The sequence below is a fragment of the Rhodococcus sp. K11/5 genome, from assembly GCF_055193735.1.
This window is the reverse complement of sequence record NZ_CM143721.1, coordinates 3564450-3585273: the sequence shown is the minus strand read 5'-3', so window position 1 is coordinate 3585273 and position 20824 is coordinate 3564450. Positions and strand designations below refer to the sequence as shown.

Genomic DNA, 20824 nt, shown 5'->3' with positions numbered 1-20824 from the left:
TCATGGCGTTCGGACGCAAGCGCAAGGTGGTCCCGTTCCGCACCGCCGGTGAACTCGACGCCATGGCGGCGGCGGGGGCGATCGTGGGTCGGGCGTTGGTCGCCGTGCGCGACGCGGCCAAGGCCGGAGTCTCCACGTACGAACTCGACGAGGTGGCGGAAGCGGTGATCCGCGATGCGGGCGCCGTTCCGTCCTTCCTCGGGTACCACGGGTTCACCGGAAGCATCTGCTCGTCGGTCAACGACCGGGTGGTGCACGGGATCCCCAGTCGCACCGACGTGCTCGCCGAGGGGGATCTGATCTCCATCGACTGCGGCGCCATCCTCGACGGATGGCACGGCGACTCGGCCTGGACGTTCGGCATCGGCCCCCTGACCGACGCGGACGCCGATCTCAGCGAGGCGACACGACTGTCCATGGAAGCGGGCATCGCCGCGATGCTTCCCGGTAACCGACTGACCGACGTCTCGCACGCCATCGAGCAGGGAACGTACGCGGCCGAGAAGGCACACGGACGGTCCTACGGCATCGTCGACGGATACGGCGGACACGGCATCGGCCGCGAGATGCACATGGAGCCGTTCCTGGCGAACGAGGGCAAGCCCGGCAAGGGTCCGGAACTCGTCGTCGGTTCCACCCTGGCGATCGAGCCCATGCTCACCCTCGGAACGCACGAGACCGAGATCCTGGGCGACGACTGGACCGTCGTCACCACCGATGGATCGCGGTCCGCGCACTGGGAGCACACGGTGGCCGTCACCGAAGACGGCCCCCGCATCCTGACGCTGCGTCCGTAGACCGGACCCTCAGGCCCAGTGCTCTGCCGGGACCTTCTCGTCGTCCTTGGGCGGCGGCGGGGGAGTGCCGTCACCGAACGGCTTGCCGCCCAATGCCTCCCGACCATGGGGGCTCAGCCAGTTCGACAGGTCCGGACCCTTGGGGACGATTCCGGTGGGGTTCACGTCCTTGTGCACCTCGTAGTAGTGCGACTTGATGTGCACGAAGTCGGTGGTGTCACCGAAGCCCGGTGTCTGGAACAGGTCGCGCGCGTACGCCCACAGGACGGGCATCTCCGAGAGCTTGCTGCGATTCGCCTTGAAGTGGCCGTGGTAGACCGGATCGAACCGTGCGAGCGTCGTGAACAGCCGAACGTCGGCCTCGGTGATGGTCTCGCCGACCAGGAAGCGCTGGTTCTCGAGCCGCTCCGTCAGCCAGTCGAGTCGAGCGAAGAGGGCGTCGTACGCCTCCTCGTACGCGGTCTGCGAACCGGCGAACCCGCACTTGTACACGCCGTTGTTGACGTCGTGGAAGATCGCTTCGGCGACCTCGTCGATCTCGCCGCGTAGCTTCTCGGGGTACAGATCGGGTGCGCCGTCGCGGTGGAACTCGGTCCACTCCGTCGAGAAGTCGAGGGTCATCTGCGGGTAGTCGTTGGTGACGACCTTGCCCGATTCGATCTCGACCATCGCGGGCACGGTGATGCCGCGTGGATACTCCGGGTCGCGGGCGAAGAACGCGTCCTGCAGGCGCGGGATCTTCAGAACGGGGTCGAGCCCGTCGGGGTCGAGGTCGAAGGTCCAGCTGCGCTTGTCGTGGGTCGGACCGCAGATGCCCATCGAGATCGCGTCCTCGAGGCCGAGCAACCGTCGAACGATGATCGCGCGGTTCGCCCACGGGCACGCCCGCGCCACGACCAGTCGGTACTTCCCGGACTCGACGGGGTACCCGTCCCGACCGTCCGCGGTGATCCGCGTTTCGATGTAGTTGGTGTCGCGTCGGAAACCGTCCTTCTCCACGTAGGAGCCGGACTCGCTGTCGGAAGTCATGCCCGGAGGTTACCCGGGGGGCCTCAATTCCATTCCGATCTCTACTCCGAGTTCGGTGAACCCCAGCTTTCGCGCGTACAACCGAGCCGACGGATTGTCGGGCGCAACCCGAAGCTGCGGGATCAGGCCCGCGTCCATCGCATCGTTCGTCGCGAGGCGGCCCGCCGTCAGCCCGAACCCCCGCCGGCGGTGGGACGGGACGGTGAGCGCGGCGGTGACCGCGACGAAACCCTGCCACTCGACGTACCCGCACGACGCGACCGCGATGGCGTCGTTCTCGCCCGCGGCGTCGTCGAACACGGTGAACCACGACATCTCGACGCGCCGTAGACCCGCGGCGTCGTCCGGCGGCACCGACGCGAGCACGGTGTCGGCGTCGGATCGGTCGTGCGAGACCAGGGGATGTTCGACGGGGACGTCGTCGCGCACCTCGTCCAGGTAGGCCAGGACCGAGGGGCCACCGCAGCGCCCCCGACGGTCGCCGACGATGGAGGACAGTCCGTCGCGGGTGGCGAGGACGTCGTGCGAGAGGTCGGCGGCGCGGTCGACGATGTCGGCGGGACCGACGAGGATCGCGCGGCCGTCGATGACCACGAAGCGCACGTGGTCCGCGTCGTCGTCGATGACGTCGAGGCGTGCGGCGTCGTCGAGCGATGCGTCGTCGGGTAACCCGAATTCCCGCACCCACGCGAGTCGAACGATGTCGGTCTGGTGAGAGTTCATTGCGAACCACGCTAGCCCGCCCGGAGTCGGGGGTCCCCTCACCCCGGCAGACGGACCGAGGGTGCCCCTCACTCGGCCGGCCCGCCCGGAGTCGGGGGTCCCCTCACCCCGGCAGACGGACCGAGGGTGCCCCTGACTCACCGAGAGCGCCGAGCGCACGGCCCCCGAACGCCGATATGGCATGCTCCGGGTCATGACGAACCCCACCAGCCTCGAGCGCACCACGACCGACGCCGGTGCGGAGGTCGCCGTCCTCACCCTGCACAACGGCGCCCTGAATCTGTTCGATCAGGCCATGTTCGACGCGATCAGGGCCGACATCGCCGATCTGGTCGCGTCCCCGCCACGCGCGGTGCTGCTGCGCGCCGAGGGCAAGGTGGTGTCGGGCGGCGTCGACGTGCACGTCTTCGACGGGCTCTCCGAGGCCGAGGGCGCGCAGCTGTGGGAGGACATGTTCGACACCATCGCGCATCCGCTCGAAGCGCTGCCGTGCCCGGTGGTGTTCGCCGCGCACGGTCTGACGCTCACCGCGGCGCTGGAGATCGCGCTGGCCTGCGACATCATCCTGGCCTCACCCAACGCGAAGTTCGGGCTGGTGGAGACGGTCGTCGGCCTGACCCCGTCCATGGGCGGTCCCCAGCGGATGGCGGAGCGGGCGGGCAGCGGCCGGGCGCGTGAGTTCGTCATGACCGGTGATCTCTACCCGGCCGAGACGATGCGCGAGTGGGGCGTGGTCAACCAGATCCACGACGATGTCGACGCCGCGGCGCGGGCTCTGACGAACCGCTTGGCCGACGGCCCGACGCGGGCGCACGCGGCGACCAAGGAGATCGTCGGCGCCTGGCGTTCGGGCGGCGTGCGCCATGCGGATTCGGTCACCCCGGCCGCGTCGGGTGCGCTGTTCGAATCGTCGGACCTGAAGAACGCGGTGCGCAGCTTTCTCGACGTCGGCCCCGGCAAGGCGACCTACACCGGTCGTTAGGCGGTGGGCGGCGTGACCAGTGAACGCCGCACTCCCGCAACGACATCGGCGTCGATACCGAGCGCGTCGAGGTAGTTGTCGAACGAGCCGTGCGCCTCGGTCATGGCGTCGAGCCCGGCGCGGTAGTACTCCTCCCGCACCCCGAGCAGGTCGTCGTCCAGCTTGTCGGCGGGAGCTCCGTGGTCGAGCACGTGGCGGCGTAGCGGTTCGACCGCTGAGTTGCTGACCAGGTAGTCCGCCAGGATGTCGTCGTCCACCACGCCGGCGGTGCGCAGCACGGTCGCCGCCGTCCAGCCCGCGCGGTCCTTGCCCGCCGCGCAGTGGAGCAGAACCGGGGTCTCGCTCGTCGCCACGGCCCGCAGCACGGACGCGACGGCGATGCGCGCACCGTCCAGCGTCGGGAACGCGCGGTAGGTGTCGGTGAGGTAGCCGCGAGCGTCGAAGACTCGACGGTCCGGTTCATGAGGCGCGGCGTCGGCGCCGATGACGGGGACGTTCACGAACGGGACCGCATGGACGGTGACCGACTCGGCCACCTGGTCCGAGCCGTACCGCTCGACCTCGGCGGTTCCGCGGAAGTCGAAGACGTCCCGCACTCCGAGACGGTCCAACTCCGCCCGGCCGGACTCGGTGAGCCGGGTGAGCTCGGACGATCGGAACACCGCACCCGTGCGCGTGACCGAGCCGTCCGCGGTGCGCAGTCCGCCGAGATCACGGAAGTTCCAGGCACCGGACAGGCGGAACTGGTCGCGTTCGGTAGGGCTCACGGTTCGACAGTAGACACCGTCTCCGACAGCCGACCCCTCCGGCTTCGGGGGGCGGGCATCGGCGCGTCATTAATAGTTGTTTACCCGATACATCTATCTATATAGTTGCTCTCAGCAAGTAACGAGAACGAGGAGCATCGCCGTGACCGTCCGACACGACACCGCTGAATCCCTGGTGGAAGAAGTCTTCCGCTTCGGTCGTGCGCTGCGCGTGGCCGTGGCGTCCGGGGACGATCGGGCCGAACTGCCGTTCGCTCTGGTCGCCGTCCTGAGCGCCCTGGCCACGTTCGGCGAGTGCAGACAGAGCGAGTTGGCCACGGAGATGTGCGCCAGCCAGTCGGTGCTCAGTCGGCAACTGGCCGAGCTCGCCGAGGGCGGCCACGTCGTACGCACTCGTGATCCCGACGACGGACGTGCCACCCGGGTACGGGTGTCCGACGCCGGTCTCGCCTGCTTGGAACGCATCAAGAGTCACCGAGTCGAGCGACTGTCCGCCATGTTGGCGGACTGGGACGAGGAGACGGCGAATGCCGCGCTCGAGTCCGTGCGCCGACTCACCACCACCTTCACGGACACCGCGCAGGCCCGGCATTGCGGGCCTCGCGTCCTCACCTCTAACTGACAAAGAAGGACCGAACACCATGGCCACCACGTACGACTCTCCGCCCACTCCGGCGGTCGAGGCAGCGGAACCGATGCCGATGACGCACCGGCAGATCCTCGAAGCCCTGGTGGGGCTGCTCGCCGGTCTGTTCACGGCGCTGCTGAGCACCACCATCGTCTCCACCGCACTTCCCACGATCATCGGCGACCTGCAGGGATCCCAGACCGCCTACGCCTGGGTCATCACCACCGCACTGCTCGCCAACGCGGCGTCGACGCCCATCTGGGGCAAGCTGGCCGACCTGTTCAGCAAGAAGATGCTGGTCCAGACCTCGTTGGTCATCTTCGTCATCGGCTCGATCATGGCCGGTTTCGCGCACAACGTGCCGATCCTGCTCGCCGCTCGCGTCGTCCAGGGCATCGGCATGGGAGGCCTGACCGCCCTCGTGGTCGCGATCATCGGCAGCATCGTCTCCCCGCGTGAGCGTGGCCGCTACTCCGGCTACATGGGTGCCGTCATGGCCGTGTCCATGTCCGGCGGGCCCATCCTCGGCGGCGTGATCGTCGACAGCCCGCTCGGCTGGCGCTGGTGCTTCTTCGTCTGCATCCCCCTCGCGGTGATCGCGCTGTTCCTCCTTCAGCGCACCCTGCACATCACCACCGAGCGCAAGAACGACGTGTCCATCGACTGGCTCGGCGCGCTCCTCCTGACGGCGGGTGTGTCCATCCTGCTGATCTGGGTGTCCTTCGCCGGCAAGGCCGGATACTACGAGTGGCTCTCCCGTGAGACCGCGCTCTACGTCGGCGTCGGTGTCGCCCTGCTGATCGCGACCGTCATCGTCGAGTCCAAGGTCAAGAGCCCCATCATCCCGCTGAAGATCGTCACCGAGCGCACCACCGGTATGGCCATCATCGCCTCGGTCGCCGTGGGTGTCGGCCTCTTCGGGGCCACCACGTTCCTCGGCCAGTACTTCCAGACCGCTCGCGGCTACTCGCCCACGGCTGCCGGACTGCTGTCCATCCCGCTCGTCGCCGGCATGCTGGTCTCGTCGGTCGGCTCCGGTCAGCTGATCTCCCGCTTCGGCAAGTGGAAGCCGTTCATCGTGACCGGCTCGATTCTGCTGGTCGTCGGCTTCGGGCTCCTGGGCTCGGTGGACCACGCCACCAACCTGTGGCACGTGGGCATCTTCATCGCCATCGTCGGCCTCGGTACCGGCGCGCTGATGCAGAACCTCGTCCTGGCCGTGCAGAACACGGTGAGCGTGCAGAACATCGGCGCCGCCTCCTCCACCGTGGCGTTCTTCCGCACGTTCGGTGGCGCGATCGGCGTGTCGGTCCTCGGGTCGGTGCTCGCCACCCGCGTCGCGGACAACTCGGCCGGCCCCCTCGCAGAGCTCGGCGTCCCCGCCGGATCGTCCGGCGGCGGCTCCCTCGACATCGCATCGATGCCGGCGCCGGTCGCGGAAATCATCCGCACCGCCTACGGCGACGCGACGGGTCGCATCTTCCTCATCGCCTCGTTCGTCGCGCTGGTGACCGTGATCGCCGTGCTGTTCGTCCCGAATCGCCCGCTGCGCACCACGATCGACCTCAAGCCGGAGTCGGCCGAGGCCGTCGCATCGGGACAGGCCGTCGGTGCAGAGCGAGCCGAGGACGACGCGGTGGTTCCCGCACCCACCGCCGGAGGCAAGCACGAAGCCGCGGACGGGTCGGAGCCGTTCGACGGATTGAGCACGGATGCCCGTGACCGCCTGCTCTCGTTGCTCCTCCCCAAGCCCGCCGAAACGCTCGACGCGCTCGAGGAAGCCGAGGTCCTACGGGCCGAGGTCGCGCAGTTACAGCAGGAACTCGACGCCAAGATGCTCGACTTCGACGCGGTGTGCGAGCGGCTGCGCCGGTTGGGTCTGAGCGAGGACCAGATCGCTCGGGTTCTCGGGGACGTCCACGTTCCGGACGTGCACGCCCGGTACAGCCCCTCCCACAACTGATCTCCTCCACGACGGCGGGCGCACTCCATCGGAGCGCGCCCGCCGTCGTGCGTCCCACCCGTGCACCATCGTCCGATTTCCACCCGAACTCGCGGGAAACTGTCGATCCGGGCCGAAATCGGATCACGGTGCACGCGTTCGACCCGACGCGCCTAGCGGTCGGCGAACTCGCGCACCTGCTCCACGACGAACTCGTCATCCTTCAGGTGCGGCAACCCCGACACACCGACGAACCCCACGATGCCAGCGGATGCGACCCGCAGGGGAACCACACCTCCCGCCGCCGCGAACTGCTCGGCGGGGAGCCGGGAGTGGCGGTCGAACTCGCGCCCGGTCTCGGTGAAGAACTCGAGCACACCGAGCGAACTGCGCCCGTATCGCCGAGCGGAGGCCATCTTTCGAGCGAGCCACTCGTCGTTCTCGGGGTACGACCCCGGCAGCGCGCTGTGGAACACCCGGTGGTGGCCGTGCTCCACGCCGATCACCAGAGGCAGCGATCGCGCCGCTGCCGCCGCGCGCATGCGGCAGCCGAGGTCCCACGCGTCGTCGTACCCGAACGACGCCAGGACGATGTCCTCGCTCATGCCGTGGAGGACGCGAGCCAGATGTTGAGTCCGCCGTCGACGGCGTACCGGTCGATCTCGTCGAGGTCGGCCTCGGTGAACTCCGGACTCTCGAGGGCCCCGACGCTGTCGGCGAGCTGACTCGGCCGCGATGCTCCGAGCAGCACCGAGGACACCTCGCTGCGACGCAGCACCCAGGCGAGTGCCATGTGCGCGAGCGACTGTCCGCGTCGCTCGGCGATCTCGTTCAGCGAGGCCACGTTTCGAAGGTTCTCGTCGGAGAGCATGCCGTCACGCAACGTCTTGCCCTGCGTCGCACGCGATCCCTCGGGAATGCCGTTCAGGTACTTCGTGGTCAGCAGTCCCTGAGCCAGCGCCGAGAACGCGATGCAGCCGATGCCCTCGTGCTCGAGCACCTCGAGCAGCGACGGCTCGCCCTCCTCGACCCAGCGATTCAACAACGAGTACGACGGTTGATGGATGGCCAGCGGCGTACCGAGATCGCGAAGGATGGAGGCGATCTCGACGGTCCGGGCCGCGGAGTAGGACGAGATACCGGCGTACCGCGCCTTACCCGACCGCACGGCGGTGTCCAGCGCCCGTGCGGTCTCCTCGAGGGGCGTGGTGGGGTCGTAGCGGTGGCTGTAGAAGATGTCCACGTAGTCCAGGCGCAGGCTCGTGAGGGAGTGCTCCAGACTGCCGAGCAGATACTTCGCGCCGCCGCCTCGGCCGTAGGGGCCGGGGAAGAAGTCGTATCCCGCCTTGGTCGAGATCACCAACTCGTCGCGGTGGTGCGCGAAGTCCTCGGCCAGGATGCGACCGACGTTCTTCTCCGCGGATCCCATCGGCGGCCCGTATCCGTTGGCGAGGTCGAGGTGCGTGATGCCCAGATCGAAGGCGGCACGGACGATCTCGCGCTGGTCGCGGAGTGGGGTGTCGTCACCGAAGTTGTGCCACATGCCCAGCGAGACCGCGGGGAGCAGCAGGCCGGATCGGCCGACGGGCCGGTAGGCCATCGAGTCGTAACGGGTGGACGCCGGGGTGTAGGCGTCGTTCAGGCGTGAGGCCATGGTGGGGCTCCTATCGGGTGGGGGAGGGCAGCAGGCGGGTCAGGAGGTCGATCTGCGCGTCGTCCTCGAGCGCGGACCCCACGGCGACGACGTCGGCCCCGGCGGTCAGATACTCGGCGGCGTTGCGGGCGTTCATGCCGCCGGTCGCCACGAACTTCATGGCGGGGAACGGGCCCTTCATGGCCGCGAACCAGTCCGGTCCGAGGACCGACGCGGGGAACGCCTTGACCCAGCCGAGTCCGAAGGCGGCCGCGGCCTGCACGTCGGTCCCGGTGGCCACGCCCGGGAGGTGGGGCATGCCGGCGTCGAGGCTCGCGGCGGCCACGTCGCGGTCGAAGCCGGGAGCGACGGTGAAGGCCGCGCCCGCCCGCCGGGCCTCGGCGACGAGGTCGGTGGTCACCACGGTTCCGGCGCCGACGGTGGCCCCGCGCTCCGCCGCGGCCTGCGCCACGGCGATCAGGGCCTCGATCGCAGCGGGGGACTGGATGGGGATCTCCACACAGCTGATCCCGGCATCCCAACCGCGGCAGGCGAGTTCGACCGACCGGGCGGGGGAGAACCCGCGCAGGATCGCCATCACCGGCCTCGACGAGAATGCCTCGTCGAACCAGGTCGTCATGGTCTCCATCCGAGCTCCTTCGATACGTTGTCGGTGACCGCCCGAAGATCGGGCAGCAGTAGTTCCAGGGCCGCGAGATCGGCGCGACCCTTGAGAGCGGTGATCGACACCGCGGCGACGACGCGATCGGCGGCGTCGCGGACGGGCATGGACACGCAGTTGACGTAGTCCTCGTACTCGCCGTCGTCGACGGACCAGCCTCGCTCCGCGACCACGGCCAGCTCCGCGTCGTACCGCTCTCGCGAGGTGATGGTCGTCGGAGTGTGTTTCTCGAAATCGGCTGCCGTCATGACGGACTCGACGACGTCCGGTGTCTGGAACGCCAGGATGGATTTGGCCACCCCGGCGGTGTGCAGGCAGACCGGTGCACCGATCTGGGAGAAGAGCTTGATCATTCCGGGCTGCTCGATCTTGTCCACGTAGATGATTCGCTGCCCCTCGAGGGCAGCGAGGTGAATGGTGTGCGAGCACTGTTCACCGAGGCTCACGAGGTAGGGGCGGGCCACGTTGGCGAAATCGAACTGTTCACGGGCGGCGTTGGCCAAACCGGCGAGTCGGTAACCGACGCCGTACTTTCCGTCCGCCCGCTTGCGGGTGAGCCCGTACTCGGTGAGCGTCTGGAGCACCCGCAACGCCGTGGAGCGGTGCACGTCGAGATGTGCGGCGACTTCGCTCTGGGTTCGGGGCGCGATCGCCACGAACTCGAGAATCTCGACGGCGCGTTCGACGCTCTGCGACATGGGCTGCTCCTACGACGGAAAGACGGTGGGACGGATGAACTGTGACACGACGATGACTCAGGCATCGAGGGATGCGACCGGTACGAAGTCGTTGGTGCTCGACAGGGCTCGCGCCGCGAGATCGTGTCCCCGCTGCAGGCGCCCGGGCGCGTCGTCGCCGGCCATCACCCCGGACAGGTATCCGGCGGCGAACGCGTCCCCGGCGCCGACCACCTCGACCACGTCGACCCGGTGGGCGGGAACGAACGTCGTGTCCGTGTCGGTGAATTCGGTCGCCCCGACGTCACCGTCCTTGACCACCAGTGCGCCGACACGGTGCTGCTCCGCCTGAACGAGAGCGCGGACGGAGTCGGCGTCCGTGGTGCCCCACAGCTGCGCGGCCTCGTCCCGTCCGACGAAGACGATGTCGGCTCTGCGCGCGAGGTCCAGCAGGACCGGGGCGGCGTCGGCGACGTCCCAGACGCCACTGCGGTAGTTCACGTCGAACGACAGCCGGGTCGTGGTGCCGATGCAGGCGTCGAAGAGGGCGTCCATCATGGCGGCGCAACTCCTCGACAGGCCGGCGTTGATGCCGGACACGTGAATCGTCCCGCTCTCGCGCAACGGCAATCGGTCGAGAGTGGCGGGCGACATGCGGGATGCCGCCGAGCCCCTGCGGTAGTAGTGCACGGTGGTCGACCCGTGGTCCGGGTCCTTGAAGTAGACGCCGGTGGGGGCGTCGTCGAGCATCCGGACGAACGAGGTGTCGACGCCGTGGGAGGCGATCTCGTCCGCGATGCGGTGCCCCAGAGGATCGTTCCCCAGGTCGCTGGCCCAGCTCACCCGATGCCCCTGCTCCGCCAGGTACAGCGCGACGGTCGATTCGGCGCCGCCCATGTGCAGGGTGAACAGGTCCGCCGACGTCAGCGGGGTGGCGTCCACCGGGGCGACGAGGGTCATCGTCTCCCCGATGCAAAGGACGTCAGGCATCGACGGTCTCCTTCCGCCGGCGGACCTTCTTCAGACCGGTGCGCAGGTAGGGGCCGAACACGGCGAGAGCGCTGAGGACCAGCAGCCCCACGGCGATCGCGCTGGTGTAGACGCTCGCGGCACCGTCGATGAGGAACGCGCGGCGCACGTTGCTCTCCGCCAGTGGCCCGAGGATGAGACCGAGGACCAACGGCCCGGCGGGAAAGCCGTTGCGGCGCAACGCGAGTCCGATCAAGCCGAACGCCAGCATGAGGCCGACGTCGAACGCGCTGTTCTGCACCGCGTAGGTACCCACCATGCAGAACGTCACGATCACCGCCCACAGGTACTGCTGGGGAAGGTCGAGCAACTTCACGACACCGCGCATGCGCACCAACGCCAACGCGAGTGCGCCGAAGGTGGCGATCAGCATGATGGCGGCGAGGCTGTAGACGAGGTCGGGGGATTCGACGAACAGCGCGGGGCCGGGTTGCAGACCCCAGATGATCATCGAGCCGATCATGACGGCCATGACCGCGTCGCCCGGAACACCCAGGGCGAGTGTCGTGGTGACCGAACCACCCATGGTGGCGGTGCTGGCGGTGTCCGCGGCCGCGAGGCCTTCGAGGGACCCCTTGCCGAACTTCTCCGGTGTGGCCGAGGCGCGTCGGGCCTGATCCCAGGCCACGATGCCGGCGATGTCGCCGCCCGCGGCGGGAACGACGCCGACGACGGCGCCCACTCCGGATCCGATCACGGCCGGCTTCAGCAACTCTCGACGCTCCGAGCGATTCGGCCACCACTTGCCGAGCTGCGTGATGGGGGTGGGGACCAGGGTCGGATGACGGCTGATGATCTGGTTGAACACCTCGGCGATGCCGAAGAGTCCGACGATGGCGGCGATGAAGGGGATGCCGGAGCTGAGTTCGTTCAGTCCGAAGGTGAAGCGGGCGTCACCGGTGATGGGATCGCGGCCGATGGCACCGAGCATCAGGCCGAGGACGCCGGCCGCGAGGCCCTTGGCGACGCGTCCACCGGAGACGCCGATCATCATCGTCATGCCGAAGACCACGAGGGCGAACAACTCGGCCGGGCCGAACCGGAGCGCGACGCTCGCGATGGGTTGGGCGGCGAAGATCAGGATGCAGATACCCACCACGGACCCGACGGCCGAGACCAGAGCCGAACTGGTGAGCGCGATTCCGGCCTTGCCCTGCTTGGCCAACGGGAACCCGTCGAAGGTGGTCGCGATGGACGCCGGGGTGCCGGGGGTGTTGATGAGGATCGCCGGAACCCGGTCGCCGAACTGGGCGGCCACGTAGATCGACAGCAGGACGGCGAGCCCCTGGAGGGGTTCGAGCGTGAGGGTGAAGCCGGCTGCCAGGGCGACGGCCATGGCCGCGGTGATGCCGGGGACCGCTCCGACGAGCGTTCCCAGGAGGACGCCGATCAGGACGCAGAGTCCGATGCTCGGATCGAGCAGAGCGCTCAATCCGTCGGCCACGGCGGTCACAGCGGAACCTGCAGCAGGAGATCGAAGATGGCCCACAGCAGGATCGTCGTGACGATCGGGAAGACGACGAGAGCCTTGATGCCACGACCGCCGAACAGCGCGACGAGACCGGCGAGCAGGACCACCGTGACGGCCCGGAAATCGAGGTACTGCCAGGCGAATCCGTATCCGACGATGAGCGCCACCGTCGCGGCGAGAACGACGCTGCCGGACCGGGTGATGGGCGGCTCGTCCGAGGTGATGCGTCCGGCCACGGCCTGCACCACGAGGACGAGACCGATGACGATCATCGATACGGCCAGGGCCGTCGGCCACCAGCGCGGCCCGAAGGATTGTCCCTCGCGGGCGACGTCGATGCCGTCGGCCAGGAAGTACACGGCGATACCGAGAGCCACGACGGCGCCGCCGACGACGATCTCGTATCCCCGAGTGTTCGGCTCACGCGCGTCCGACGGTGCGGCGGAGAGGGGCTCGGGCGCGCTCACAGGGAGATCCCGGGTGGTCATTCCTGGCTCGCCAACTCGCCGAAGCGGTCCGACTCGGTGCCGACGAAGGTGGTGGTCTCGTCCGCCGAGCGGTACAGCGGGAGGTTGCCACCGGACTCGATCAGCTCGATGTACTCCTCTGCGCCCGAAGCGCTTTCGACGGCGTCCTCGAGGCGCGTGGCCACGGCGTCGGGCAGGCCGGTCGGGGCGGCGATGACGGCCCAGCTGCCGATCACGACGTCGAGTCCGAGTTCGGTGGCGGTGGGGACACCGGGCAGGGCGGGCGCGGATTCCTCGGTGAACACGGCGAGGACCCGGAGTCGGCCGTCCTCGTTCGCGGGTGCCGTCTCGCCGATGCCGGCGACGACGGCGTCGACCTGCGAGCCGATCGCGGCGGTGACCGCGGGTGCGCCGCCGTCGAACGGGACACCGGTGAACTCGACGCCGGCGACGCGGCCGAGCTCCACCGCGCCTGCCTCCCAGATGGATCCGGGCCCGGCGTTGGAGACGGTGATACCGCCGGGATCGGCTTCGGCGGCGGCGATCAGGTCGTCGAGCGTCTGGTACGGGCTGTTCGCGGGCACGGCGATGGTGCCGGGCTGGGAGTTGACCTGGCCGAGGAAGTCGTAGGAGGCCGGGTCCGTCGAGTAGCCCTGGTGGCCGAGGAGACTGACCTCCACCGGCAGGACGCCGATGGTGTAACCGTCGGGATCCTGCTCGGCGAGGTACTCCATTCCGATGGATCCGGCACCGCCGGGACGGTTCTCGACGACGACGCTGACGCCGAGGTCGTTTTCCATCTGCTGCCCCAGGGTGCGCGCCGTGAGGTCGGTCGCGCCGCCGGCCGCCGTCGGGGTGAGCAGGGTGATGGTGCCGGTGGGAAAGTCCTCGGACGCGGCGTCACCGGACGACCGGTCGGCGCAGCCCGAGGCGCCGACGACGAGGGCGAACGCCGCCAGTCCGCCGACGACGGTCCGCGGGGAGCGAGGGAAAGAGGTGCGCACGGAGGGCCTCCAGGGTTGTGTGTTGCAGTGTGTGCAACACGGTTGCTGACTGTGCACTCAGTGTAGGACATGTGTGAGCCAGCGCATACCCCTTGGGAGAATGTGATCGACGACGGCCTAGTTGTTGCGGGTCATGAGGTTGTAGTCACGCGGTGATGCGTCCCCGTAGTGGGACAGGTCTTCCCGGTAGGCAGGATGAGAAGTACCACCAACTCGTCCGCCGACCAGAAAGACCTGTCGTGACACACCGTAATGCCCCACTGTCCCCGGAAGGCCGCCGCCGACTCGTCGAACGGTGCCGCACCCGGCCCATCGCGCACGTCGCCGCCGAGATGGGCATCTCTCGCGCGTGCGCCACCAAGTGGGTTCACCGGTACCGCGAGTTCGGCGACCTCGGCCTCGAGGACCGCTCCAGCGCCCCGCACCGTCAGCCCACCGCCGCGGACCCCTCGGTGGTCGTGCGGATCGAACGCTTCCGCCGCGAGAAGAAGTGGCCCGCGTCGCGGATCGCGTTCGAGCTGCAGCGGGACGGTATCGAGATCAGCCGGCGCACCGTCACCCGCCACCTCGATCACCTGGGCATCAACCGACGCCGATTCCTCGACCCCACCGGCGAGACGAACCGCACCCCACGCACGATCGTCGCCCGCCGGCCCGGCCACATGGTCCACGTCGACATCAAGAAGGTCGGGCGCATCCCCGACGGCGGAGGATGGCGCGCCCACGGCCGCGGCAGCGCCGAAGCCAAAGCCGTCGACCGCGCCAAGACCAAGGGCGCGAGAGCCGGTTACGTCTACCTCCACTCCGCGGTCGACGGGTACTCCCGCCTGGCCTACACCGAAGCCCTCGCAGACGAGAAAGCCGTCACAGCAGTGGGATTCGTGCACCGGGCAAGGGTGTTCTTCGCCGCGCACGGCATCGACCGCATCGAACGTCTGGTCACCGACAACGGGTCCTGCTACCGGGCCGAGGTGTTCGCCCGAGCGTTGCTCGGGTCCAGGCACCAGCGCATCACCCCGTACACCCCGCGCCACAACGGAAAAGTCGAGCGCTACAACAGGATCCTCGCCGAAGAGTTCCTCTACGCCCGAACCTGGTTCTCCGAACACCAGCGCGAGGACGCCCTGAGGATCTGGAACGTGCACTACAACTACCATCGACCTCACACTGCCGCCGGGAACCAACCACCAGCATCACGGCTCACCGCTGGCGTCACCAACGTCATGGCCTCATACACCTAGTCGACGGTGATGCCCGCGTACCCCGTCGCGCCGTCGGGGACGGTGTCCACGCGCTCGGCGGTCTGCACGGCTCCGGTGCCGTCGGTGGCGCGCGCCCGGACCGACTGCGATCCGGGGGCGGTCGGCCAGCGGTACACCCACTGCCGCCACGTGTCTCGCGAGTACTCCTCGGAGAGCTCGGCCTCGTTCCAGTCACCGTCGTCGATCTGCACCTCCACTCGGGAGATGCCGCGATGCTGGGCCCAGGCGACGCCGGCGACCAGCGAGGTGCCGTCGGACCGGCTCGAGGTGTCGATGCGGCACGCCGTCTTGATCGGCCCGCGCTCGGACCAACCGCGGTCCGTCCAGTAGGCCCTTGCCTGGCTGAACCGCGTCACCTCGAGGTCCGTGACCCACTTCGTCGCCGACACGTAGCCGTACAGTCCGGGCACCACCAACCGCGCCGGGTAGCCGTGCTCGATGGGCAGCGGCTCGCCGTTCATCGCGACGGCCAGGATGGCATCGCGTCCGTCGAGCAGAACCTCGAGTGGTGTGCCCGCGGTGAATCCGTCGCTCGACGTCGAGAGCACCATGTCCGCATTCGCCCGCGGTCCGGCCAGCTCGAGCAGTTCGCGCAGCGGGTAGCCCGTCCACATCGCGTTGCCGATCAGGTCGCCGCCGATGGGGTTGGAGACACAGGTGAGGGTGACCATGCGCTCGACGGAGGCCCGGTTCAGCAGGTCCTCCATCGTCAGGACGACCTCCTCGTCCACCATGCCGTGAATGCGCAGTTGCCAGTCCTGCGACGAGATGCGAGGGACCACCAGGGCGGTGTCGATGCGGTAGAAGTCGTCGATCGGAGTCACGTACGGCTCCACGCCCGGGATGCGCAGGTCGGCCGCGGCCGGAACCGGCGGGGCGGGACTGTCGGGTGTCGGGACCGCGAATGCCGTCCGGTCGTCGGTCACCGCTCGGGTCGACGCGCCCAGCGCGCGTCCGGCGACCGCGGTCACGGCCGCAGCGCCCGCGACGACGGCGGCGAACGTCACGAAGCGTCGTCGGTCGATCGCGCCGGTCGAGGTCTGTGCCGTGTCCGCGCGCAGGGTGAGCGTGCGCAGGACGAACACCCCGGCCACGACACCGATCACGGTGGGTACGGCCGCCTCTCCGCCCGTCCCGGACCGCCCGACCGCGGCCCAGACGCCGATGATGCCGAGGACGACGAACACGGCAGACCCGAACGGACGGCGTCGCCTCTCGACGATGCCCGCACCCGCGGCGATCAGCGCGATGACGATGCCCATACCCACGAAGAGCGCGATCTTGTCGGCGGTGCCGAAGGTGTCGATCGCGAAGTCGCGCATCGGCTCCGGGCTGCCGTCCACCACCGCGTTCCCGACGGCGACGAAGGGTGAGGATTCCGGCCCGAACGCCGCCGCCAACAGCTCGCCGACACCGAGGACGAGCGCCGCGGCCAGAACACCCGACAGAGCTTTGTGCACCATGCTTTCACTGTAGGTGCGGACCGAGAACGTGCTGTTCGGCCGACCGCCCCGACGCGCCTCGGACCTGGACGAGTGTCCAGTCGGGAGACGTAGCATCGAGGGTATGACTGCACGACTGTCGGCGGACGTCCGTCGCAGATCGCTGGTCGAAGCCGGACTGGACGTGGCCGCCCGGTCCGGCATCGGCGCGGTGACCGTCCGGGCCGTGGCCGACGAGGCCGCGGTGTCGCTGGGAGTCGTCCACTACTGCTTCGAGAACAAGGAAGCGCTGGTGACGGCGATGGGGGAGCACCTGATCGCCGAGATCGGCACGGCGGTCCATGCGGCGTTCACCGAGGCCGTGGCGTCCGACGGCCTACCCGGTGGTACCGGAATTCGCGCTCTCCGGGAGGCGATTCACCGTGGACTGGACTCGCTGTGGGAGGTCGTGGAAGCGACCGCCGATCGGCAGCTGTTGACCTACGAGATCACCGCGCACTCCGTCCGAAGCCGCCGCCAGGGATCGGCCCCCGCCGGCGAGATCGGCACCCTGCAGTATCGAGTGATGGACGTCGAGGCCGAGCGGTTCCTGGTTCGTGCCGCCGACGCCGCGTCGATGCGCTGGACCGATCCCCTCGACGTCCTCACCCGCTCTGCTCTGGCCACGGTCGACGGTGTGGTGCTGCGGTGGCTCGTCGACCGCGACACCGTCTCCGTCATCGCCGAGCTCGACGACCTGGCGGGCCGACTCGCCTCGCGCGCGGTGCCGTCGGTCAGCTCGGCTCGTCCGGACTCACCCTCATGAACGCCCCCAGCAGCCCCAGCTCCGCAGGGCTCGACGGCAGATAGTGCGTCAGCGCGGGGGATCGCACTACGTACGCCGCCCACTGACCCCGCGACAGCGCCACGTTGATGCGGTTGCGAGACAACAGGAATCCCATCCCGCGGGGGACCTCCTCGGGTGCCGACGCGGCCATCGACACGATCACGATCGCCGCCTCCCGGCCCTGGAACTTGTCGACGGTTCCACACGCGGTGTCGGTCATGCCCGCGGCGTCGAGCGCGATCCGCACCTCGTGCACGTGCGCGTTGTACGCCGCGACCACCAACACGTCGGCGGCAGTGAGGGGCCGCGTCGCATCGCCGTCGATCCAGGTGGATCCGACGAGGGAGCGAATCAGATCGACCACCGCGGCGGCTTCCTCGGGGGACGACGTCGCGTTCCCCTCGTGCGGAACGAGGACCGTGTGTACACCGGGCGGAACGCCCTCCAGGGACCGGGCGTTCACCGACGGGTGCGCGTGCAGGCGCCCGTCGTAGGACAGCGTGGAGACCGGTTCGCACAGCGCACCGTTCATGCGGCGAGTGGTGGCGAGGAAGTACCCGAGTTCCGTGGGCAGGGTGCCGCGACCGTCGGCGAGCCACCCCAACGCGGAGGTGTCCACGGGCTCGGGGTGGCTGCCCTGGCTCACCTGTGGGAGTTGCTGCGGATCACCGAGCAGCAGAACGTTGTTCGTCGCTCCGCCGACCGCGAGGGTGTTGCCCAGCGAGAACTGTCCTGCCTCGTCGATCACCAGTAGATCCAGGGGCTCCGCGGGCGCGTCCCTGCCGCAGAACGCCCACGCCGTTCCGCCGATGACGCACCCCTCGGGATGCTCACCGAGGAACCCGACGACCGAGGTGGTGTCCTGGTAGGCGTGCGCTGCGGACTTCGTGGTCTTCTTGCCGATTCGCGCCGGGTCCAGCCCCGCCTTCACCACCGCGTCGAGCAGGTTCTCGACGACGGCGTGGGACTGCCCGACGACTCCGATGCGCCAACCGTGGTCGCGCACCAGCGTCGCGATGACGTGCGACCCGGTGTAGGTCTTCCCGGTCCCGGGCGGGCCCTGCACCGCGAGGTACGACCGGTCCAGATCCAGCAACGACGCGGTGATGGCGCCGACGTGATCGTCGCCGACGACGGCGCGAAGTCCGCCGCCGGACCGGGTGCGCGGCGCGGCGCGGCGCAGCAGGTCGAGCACGGCGGTGCGCGGGAGCTCGGGCAGCGAGCCGACCACATCGCGCGCCTGCTCCGCGATCGCCGTGCGCAGGGTCTCGGTGCGCACGTTGTCGTCCGGAGCCGTGGCGACCGGCTCGAGCACGTGCTCGTCGGCCCCGGTGGCCAGCATCTCCTCGAGTGTGACGGTGGCGCCGTCCGGCGCGATGTCGAGGATCTTCGCCTTGGTCGTCCACCGATTCTGCGGGTTGGTCTTGTCGCTGTCCTTGACCCATTCCGGAGCCGGCGGCGCGTAGAGCACGTGTACGGACGAGCCCACCGACGGCGTGCTGCCGGGACCGAACTCACCGGCCAGAACCAGAGTGCGGCGCGCGTTGGAACGCGCGTTCTTCTTCACCCAGTCGGTCCGCTCGAGCGTGGACTCCACCACGAACACGTCACGGGTGTCCGCCCATTCGTCCACCGGGGACGACAGTCGATCGAAATGCGCCCACCAGTAGGGCTTCTCCTCACGCTGGTGGTACCCCAGCGCCGCGGCGACCATGGCCGCGGCCTGCCGATCCGGGTCCCGGAGCCCCGGCTCACCGGCGTGCGCGTACAGCGCCTCGCGCAGTTCGGCGTTCTCGTCGTCCGGTCCCGACTCGGTCTCGGCGGACGCATCGTCGACGATCGCGCGGCGCGGCACCGCGGCGTCGTCGGCGAAGCCGAGCAGCCAGTCGCGCAGCCGCAACGTCGACACGCAGTCGTATTCGTTGTATTCGGCGATCTCCGCGAGCACCTCTGCCGCGGAGTCCGTGTCGCCGCGATCACGCAACTCGCACCACCGCGCGTACTCCACGATGGAATCCGCGGCGTTGGTGACGCCGTCGCGCACGCCGTCCATGTAGAACGGCTCGAGCTTCTTGATGCTGTACGACTGCGCGCCGATGCGCAGAGCGGACTTCACGATCGGGTACAGATCCACGAGGACGTGGCCACGCAGAAGATCGTCGACCTCGTCCTCGCACACCCCGTGCCGGGCGGCCAGACGCAGCAGTGCCGACTTCTCGTACGCCGCATAGTGATAGACGCACATGCCGGGGTAGGAGCGGCGACGGTCCGCCAGGTAGTCCATGAACGCGACGAACGCAGCCTTCTCCTCGGCGCGCGTGTGGGCCCAGAACGGCCGGAACACCGTGGTCCCACCGACGCCGTGCTCGACGATCCCGAACAGGTACTCGAGCCCCCAGTCCTTCCACCCCGCCTCCATGTAGAGCGGATCGCCCTCGAAATCGAAGAAGATGTCACCGTCGTTCGGAGTGGGCAACGCGCCCAACGCCTCCGGAGTGTGGACCTCGACCACCGGCGTCCCCGTCGATTCCTGCTCGACCTGGGCGCGGGCCTGGGCCCGGAGCGCGGTGGACATCCGGACGGACAGGCCGGGCACGGGCTCGGTCGACGCGGCGAGTTCGTCGATGGTGACGATCCCGGCGTCGTGCAGGGTGGCCCGCGTGGTGCCGCGCATCCCGGCCACGATGAGCAGATCGCGTCGGGCGTGTACTTCCGGGAGGCAGTCGTCGCAGCGATGGCAGGCCCGGATGTCGTCCGACCACGCGGCGGGAAGCAGCTGCTCGAGGTGGCTCTGCAGCAGAGCGACCATCTCGGTACGGGCGCGTCGAAAGACCGGCAGCACGTCGGGGAGATGCGTCGGGACCGAGGTGCCGTCCCCGAGGATGACGCAGCCGGTGTCCGACACCGGAATGCCCGCGGACGACAGCGCGTCCGAGTAGGCGGCGAGTTGCAGAAGCGACGTGACCCGTTCCGTGCGAGAGAGTTTGGTGTCGTGCACCTCGTAGGACTCGGTGACCGGATCGAAGACGAGGAAGTCGCCGAACCCCAGGAAGTCGCCGGTGTAGAACGTGCCCTGATAGATCACCGACACGCGATCGCGGGCGGCGGCGGCCGTGGCCTCGGCGGCGGAGCGAAGTTCCGACGGGATGCGCGCGGGCCGCTCGATCTCGACGACCCCGTCGCCGAAACGCTGCCGGAACCGTGCCAGCTGCTCCCGCTCGTGCTTGCCGCCGAGGGCGGCCGCTCGCGCGAACATCGGATCCTCGTCCCGCGTCGTCTCGATGCGCCCCAAGCGGGCGTCGAGGTTGCGCAGCAGCGCGAACTCGCACTGCGAGGCGAGCGCCAGGTCGCTGGCGCTGTGAACGAGGCGGTCTTCGAGAAGGAACACACGACGACCCTAGTGACGAGGACCGACACGGGGCCGCCCGTCCTCGAGACATCCGGCACGGCGCGCGCGGCGCGG

General features: G+C 69.0%; 19 protein-coding genes. 6 read left to right on the top strand and 13 right to left on the bottom strand.

Features of this window, described 5'->3' with window-relative positions:
- The first annotated feature begins 2 nt into the window (after nt 1-2).
- Nucleotides 3-797, top strand: a complete 795-nt coding sequence (map, locus tag ACY466_RS16890; RefSeq protein ID WP_463246775.1) for a type I methionyl aminopeptidase — start codon at nt 3-5, stop codon at nt 795-797.
- Between the two features lie 9 nt (nt 798-806).
- On the opposite strand, the gene ACY466_RS16885 is transcribed toward map, so the two are convergent.
- Both ACY466_RS16885 and ACY466_RS16880 read right to left on the bottom strand, forming a co-directional pair.
- Nucleotides 807-1826 carry a glutathione S-transferase family protein gene (locus ACY466_RS16885; RefSeq protein WP_463246773.1) on the bottom strand — a complete coding sequence of 340 codons (1020 nt, stop codon included), beginning with the start codon at nt 1824-1826 and terminating at the stop codon, nt 807-809.
- Between the two features lie 9 nt (nt 1827-1835).
- Entirely contained in the window at nt 1836-2549 is a 714-nt protein-coding gene (locus ACY466_RS16880) for a GNAT family N-acetyltransferase (protein ID WP_463246771.1), read from the bottom strand.
- Between the two features lie 193 nt (nt 2550-2742).
- Between ACY466_RS16880 and ACY466_RS16875 the strand changes: the two genes are divergently transcribed.
- Nucleotides 2743-3531, top strand: coding sequence for an enoyl-CoA hydratase/isomerase family protein (locus tag ACY466_RS16875; protein ID WP_463246770.1), 789 nt, complete (start codon nt 2743-2745; stop codon nt 3529-3531).
- On the opposite strand, the gene ACY466_RS16870 is transcribed toward ACY466_RS16875, so the two are convergent.
- Nucleotides 3528-4298 (bottom strand): tyrosine-protein phosphatase, encoded by a 771-nt coding sequence (locus ACY466_RS16870; protein ID WP_463246768.1) that lies wholly within the window; start codon nt 4296-4298, stop codon nt 3528-3530. The two genes, ACY466_RS16875 and ACY466_RS16870, sit on opposite strands and share 4 nt — an antisense overlap.
- Nucleotides 4299-4440: 142 nt before the next feature.
- Between ACY466_RS16870 and ACY466_RS16865 the strand changes: the two genes are divergently transcribed.
- A complete protein-coding gene (locus tag ACY466_RS16865; RefSeq protein WP_463246766.1) occupies nt 4441-4920 on the top strand; it encodes a MarR family winged helix-turn-helix transcriptional regulator in 480 nt (159 codons plus the stop codon).
- 79 nt (nt 4921-4999) lie between these two features.
- Nucleotides 5000-6889, top strand: a complete 1890-nt coding sequence (locus ACY466_RS16860) for an MDR family MFS transporter (RefSeq protein ID WP_463252334.1) — start codon at nt 5000-5002, stop codon at nt 6887-6889.
- Between the two features lie 152 nt (nt 6890-7041).
- Here ACY466_RS16860 and ACY466_RS16855 read toward each other — a convergent pair whose 3' ends face one another.
- Genes ACY466_RS16855 through ACY466_RS16820 form a run of 8 tightly spaced genes read right to left on the bottom strand, consistent with a single transcriptional unit; the run spans nt 7042 to nt 13831 of the window.
- Complete coding sequence (locus ACY466_RS16855) at nt 7042-7473, bottom strand: heme-binding protein (RefSeq protein ID WP_463246765.1); 432 nt, start codon at nt 7471-7473, stop codon at nt 7042-7044.
- Nucleotides 7470-8522 carry an L-glyceraldehyde 3-phosphate reductase gene (mgrA, locus tag ACY466_RS16850; protein WP_463246763.1) on the bottom strand — a complete coding sequence of 351 codons (1053 nt, stop codon included), beginning with the start codon at nt 8520-8522 and terminating at the stop codon, nt 7470-7472. Before mgrA ends, ACY466_RS16855 begins: the two co-directional genes overlap by 4 nt.
- A 10-nt stretch (nt 8523-8532) precedes the next feature.
- A complete protein-coding gene (locus tag ACY466_RS16845) occupies nt 8533-9150 on the bottom strand; it encodes a bifunctional 4-hydroxy-2-oxoglutarate aldolase/2-dehydro-3-deoxy-phosphogluconate aldolase (protein ID WP_463246762.1) in 618 nt (205 codons plus the stop codon).
- A complete protein-coding gene (locus ACY466_RS16840) occupies nt 9138-9881 on the bottom strand; it encodes an IclR family transcriptional regulator (protein WP_463246761.1) in 744 nt (247 codons plus the stop codon). Before ACY466_RS16840 ends, ACY466_RS16845 begins: the two co-directional genes overlap by 13 nt.
- A 57-nt stretch (nt 9882-9938) precedes the next feature.
- Nucleotides 9939-10850, bottom strand: a complete 912-nt coding sequence (locus ACY466_RS16835; RefSeq protein ID WP_463246759.1) for a sugar kinase — start codon at nt 10848-10850, stop codon at nt 9939-9941.
- Nucleotides 10843-12342, bottom strand: a complete 1500-nt coding sequence (locus ACY466_RS16830) for a tripartite tricarboxylate transporter permease (protein ID WP_463246758.1) — start codon at nt 12340-12342, stop codon at nt 10843-10845. The genes ACY466_RS16835 and ACY466_RS16830 overlap by 8 nt, the downstream gene beginning before the upstream one ends.
- Complete coding sequence (locus ACY466_RS16825; RefSeq protein ID WP_463246757.1) at nt 12339-12827, bottom strand: tripartite tricarboxylate transporter TctB family protein; 489 nt, start codon at nt 12825-12827, stop codon at nt 12339-12341. Before ACY466_RS16825 ends, ACY466_RS16830 begins: the two co-directional genes overlap by 4 nt.
- A gap of 17 nt (nt 12828-12844) precedes the next feature.
- Entirely contained in the window at nt 12845-13831 is a 987-nt protein-coding gene (locus ACY466_RS16820; protein WP_463246755.1) for a tripartite tricarboxylate transporter substrate binding protein, read from the bottom strand.
- 239 nt (nt 13832-14070) lie between these two features.
- Here ACY466_RS16820 and ACY466_RS16815 point away from each other — a divergent pair, with 239 nt between their 5' ends.
- On the top strand, nt 14071-15072 hold the full coding sequence (locus ACY466_RS16815) for an IS481 family transposase (RefSeq protein ID WP_463246754.1): 1002 nt from the start codon (nt 14071-14073) through the stop codon (nt 15070-15072).
- On the opposite strand, the gene ACY466_RS16810 is transcribed toward ACY466_RS16815, so the two are convergent.
- Nucleotides 15069-16556 (bottom strand): molybdopterin-dependent oxidoreductase, encoded by a 1488-nt coding sequence (locus ACY466_RS16810; RefSeq protein WP_463246752.1) that lies wholly within the window; start codon nt 16554-16556, stop codon nt 15069-15071. The two genes, ACY466_RS16815 and ACY466_RS16810, sit on opposite strands and share 4 nt — an antisense overlap.
- Before the next feature lie 103 nt (nt 16557-16659).
- Between ACY466_RS16810 and ACY466_RS16805 the strand changes: the two genes are divergently transcribed.
- Nucleotides 16660-17340 (top strand): TetR/AcrR family transcriptional regulator, encoded by a 681-nt coding sequence (locus tag ACY466_RS16805; protein WP_463246751.1) that lies wholly within the window; start codon nt 16660-16662, stop codon nt 17338-17340.
- On the opposite strand, the gene ACY466_RS16800 is transcribed toward ACY466_RS16805, so the two are convergent.
- Entirely contained in the window at nt 17309-20749 is a 3441-nt protein-coding gene (locus ACY466_RS16800) for a TM0106 family RecB-like putative nuclease (protein WP_463246749.1), read from the bottom strand. The genes ACY466_RS16805 and ACY466_RS16800 overlap by 32 nt on opposite strands.
- Nucleotides 20750-20824: the final 75 nt, after the last annotated feature.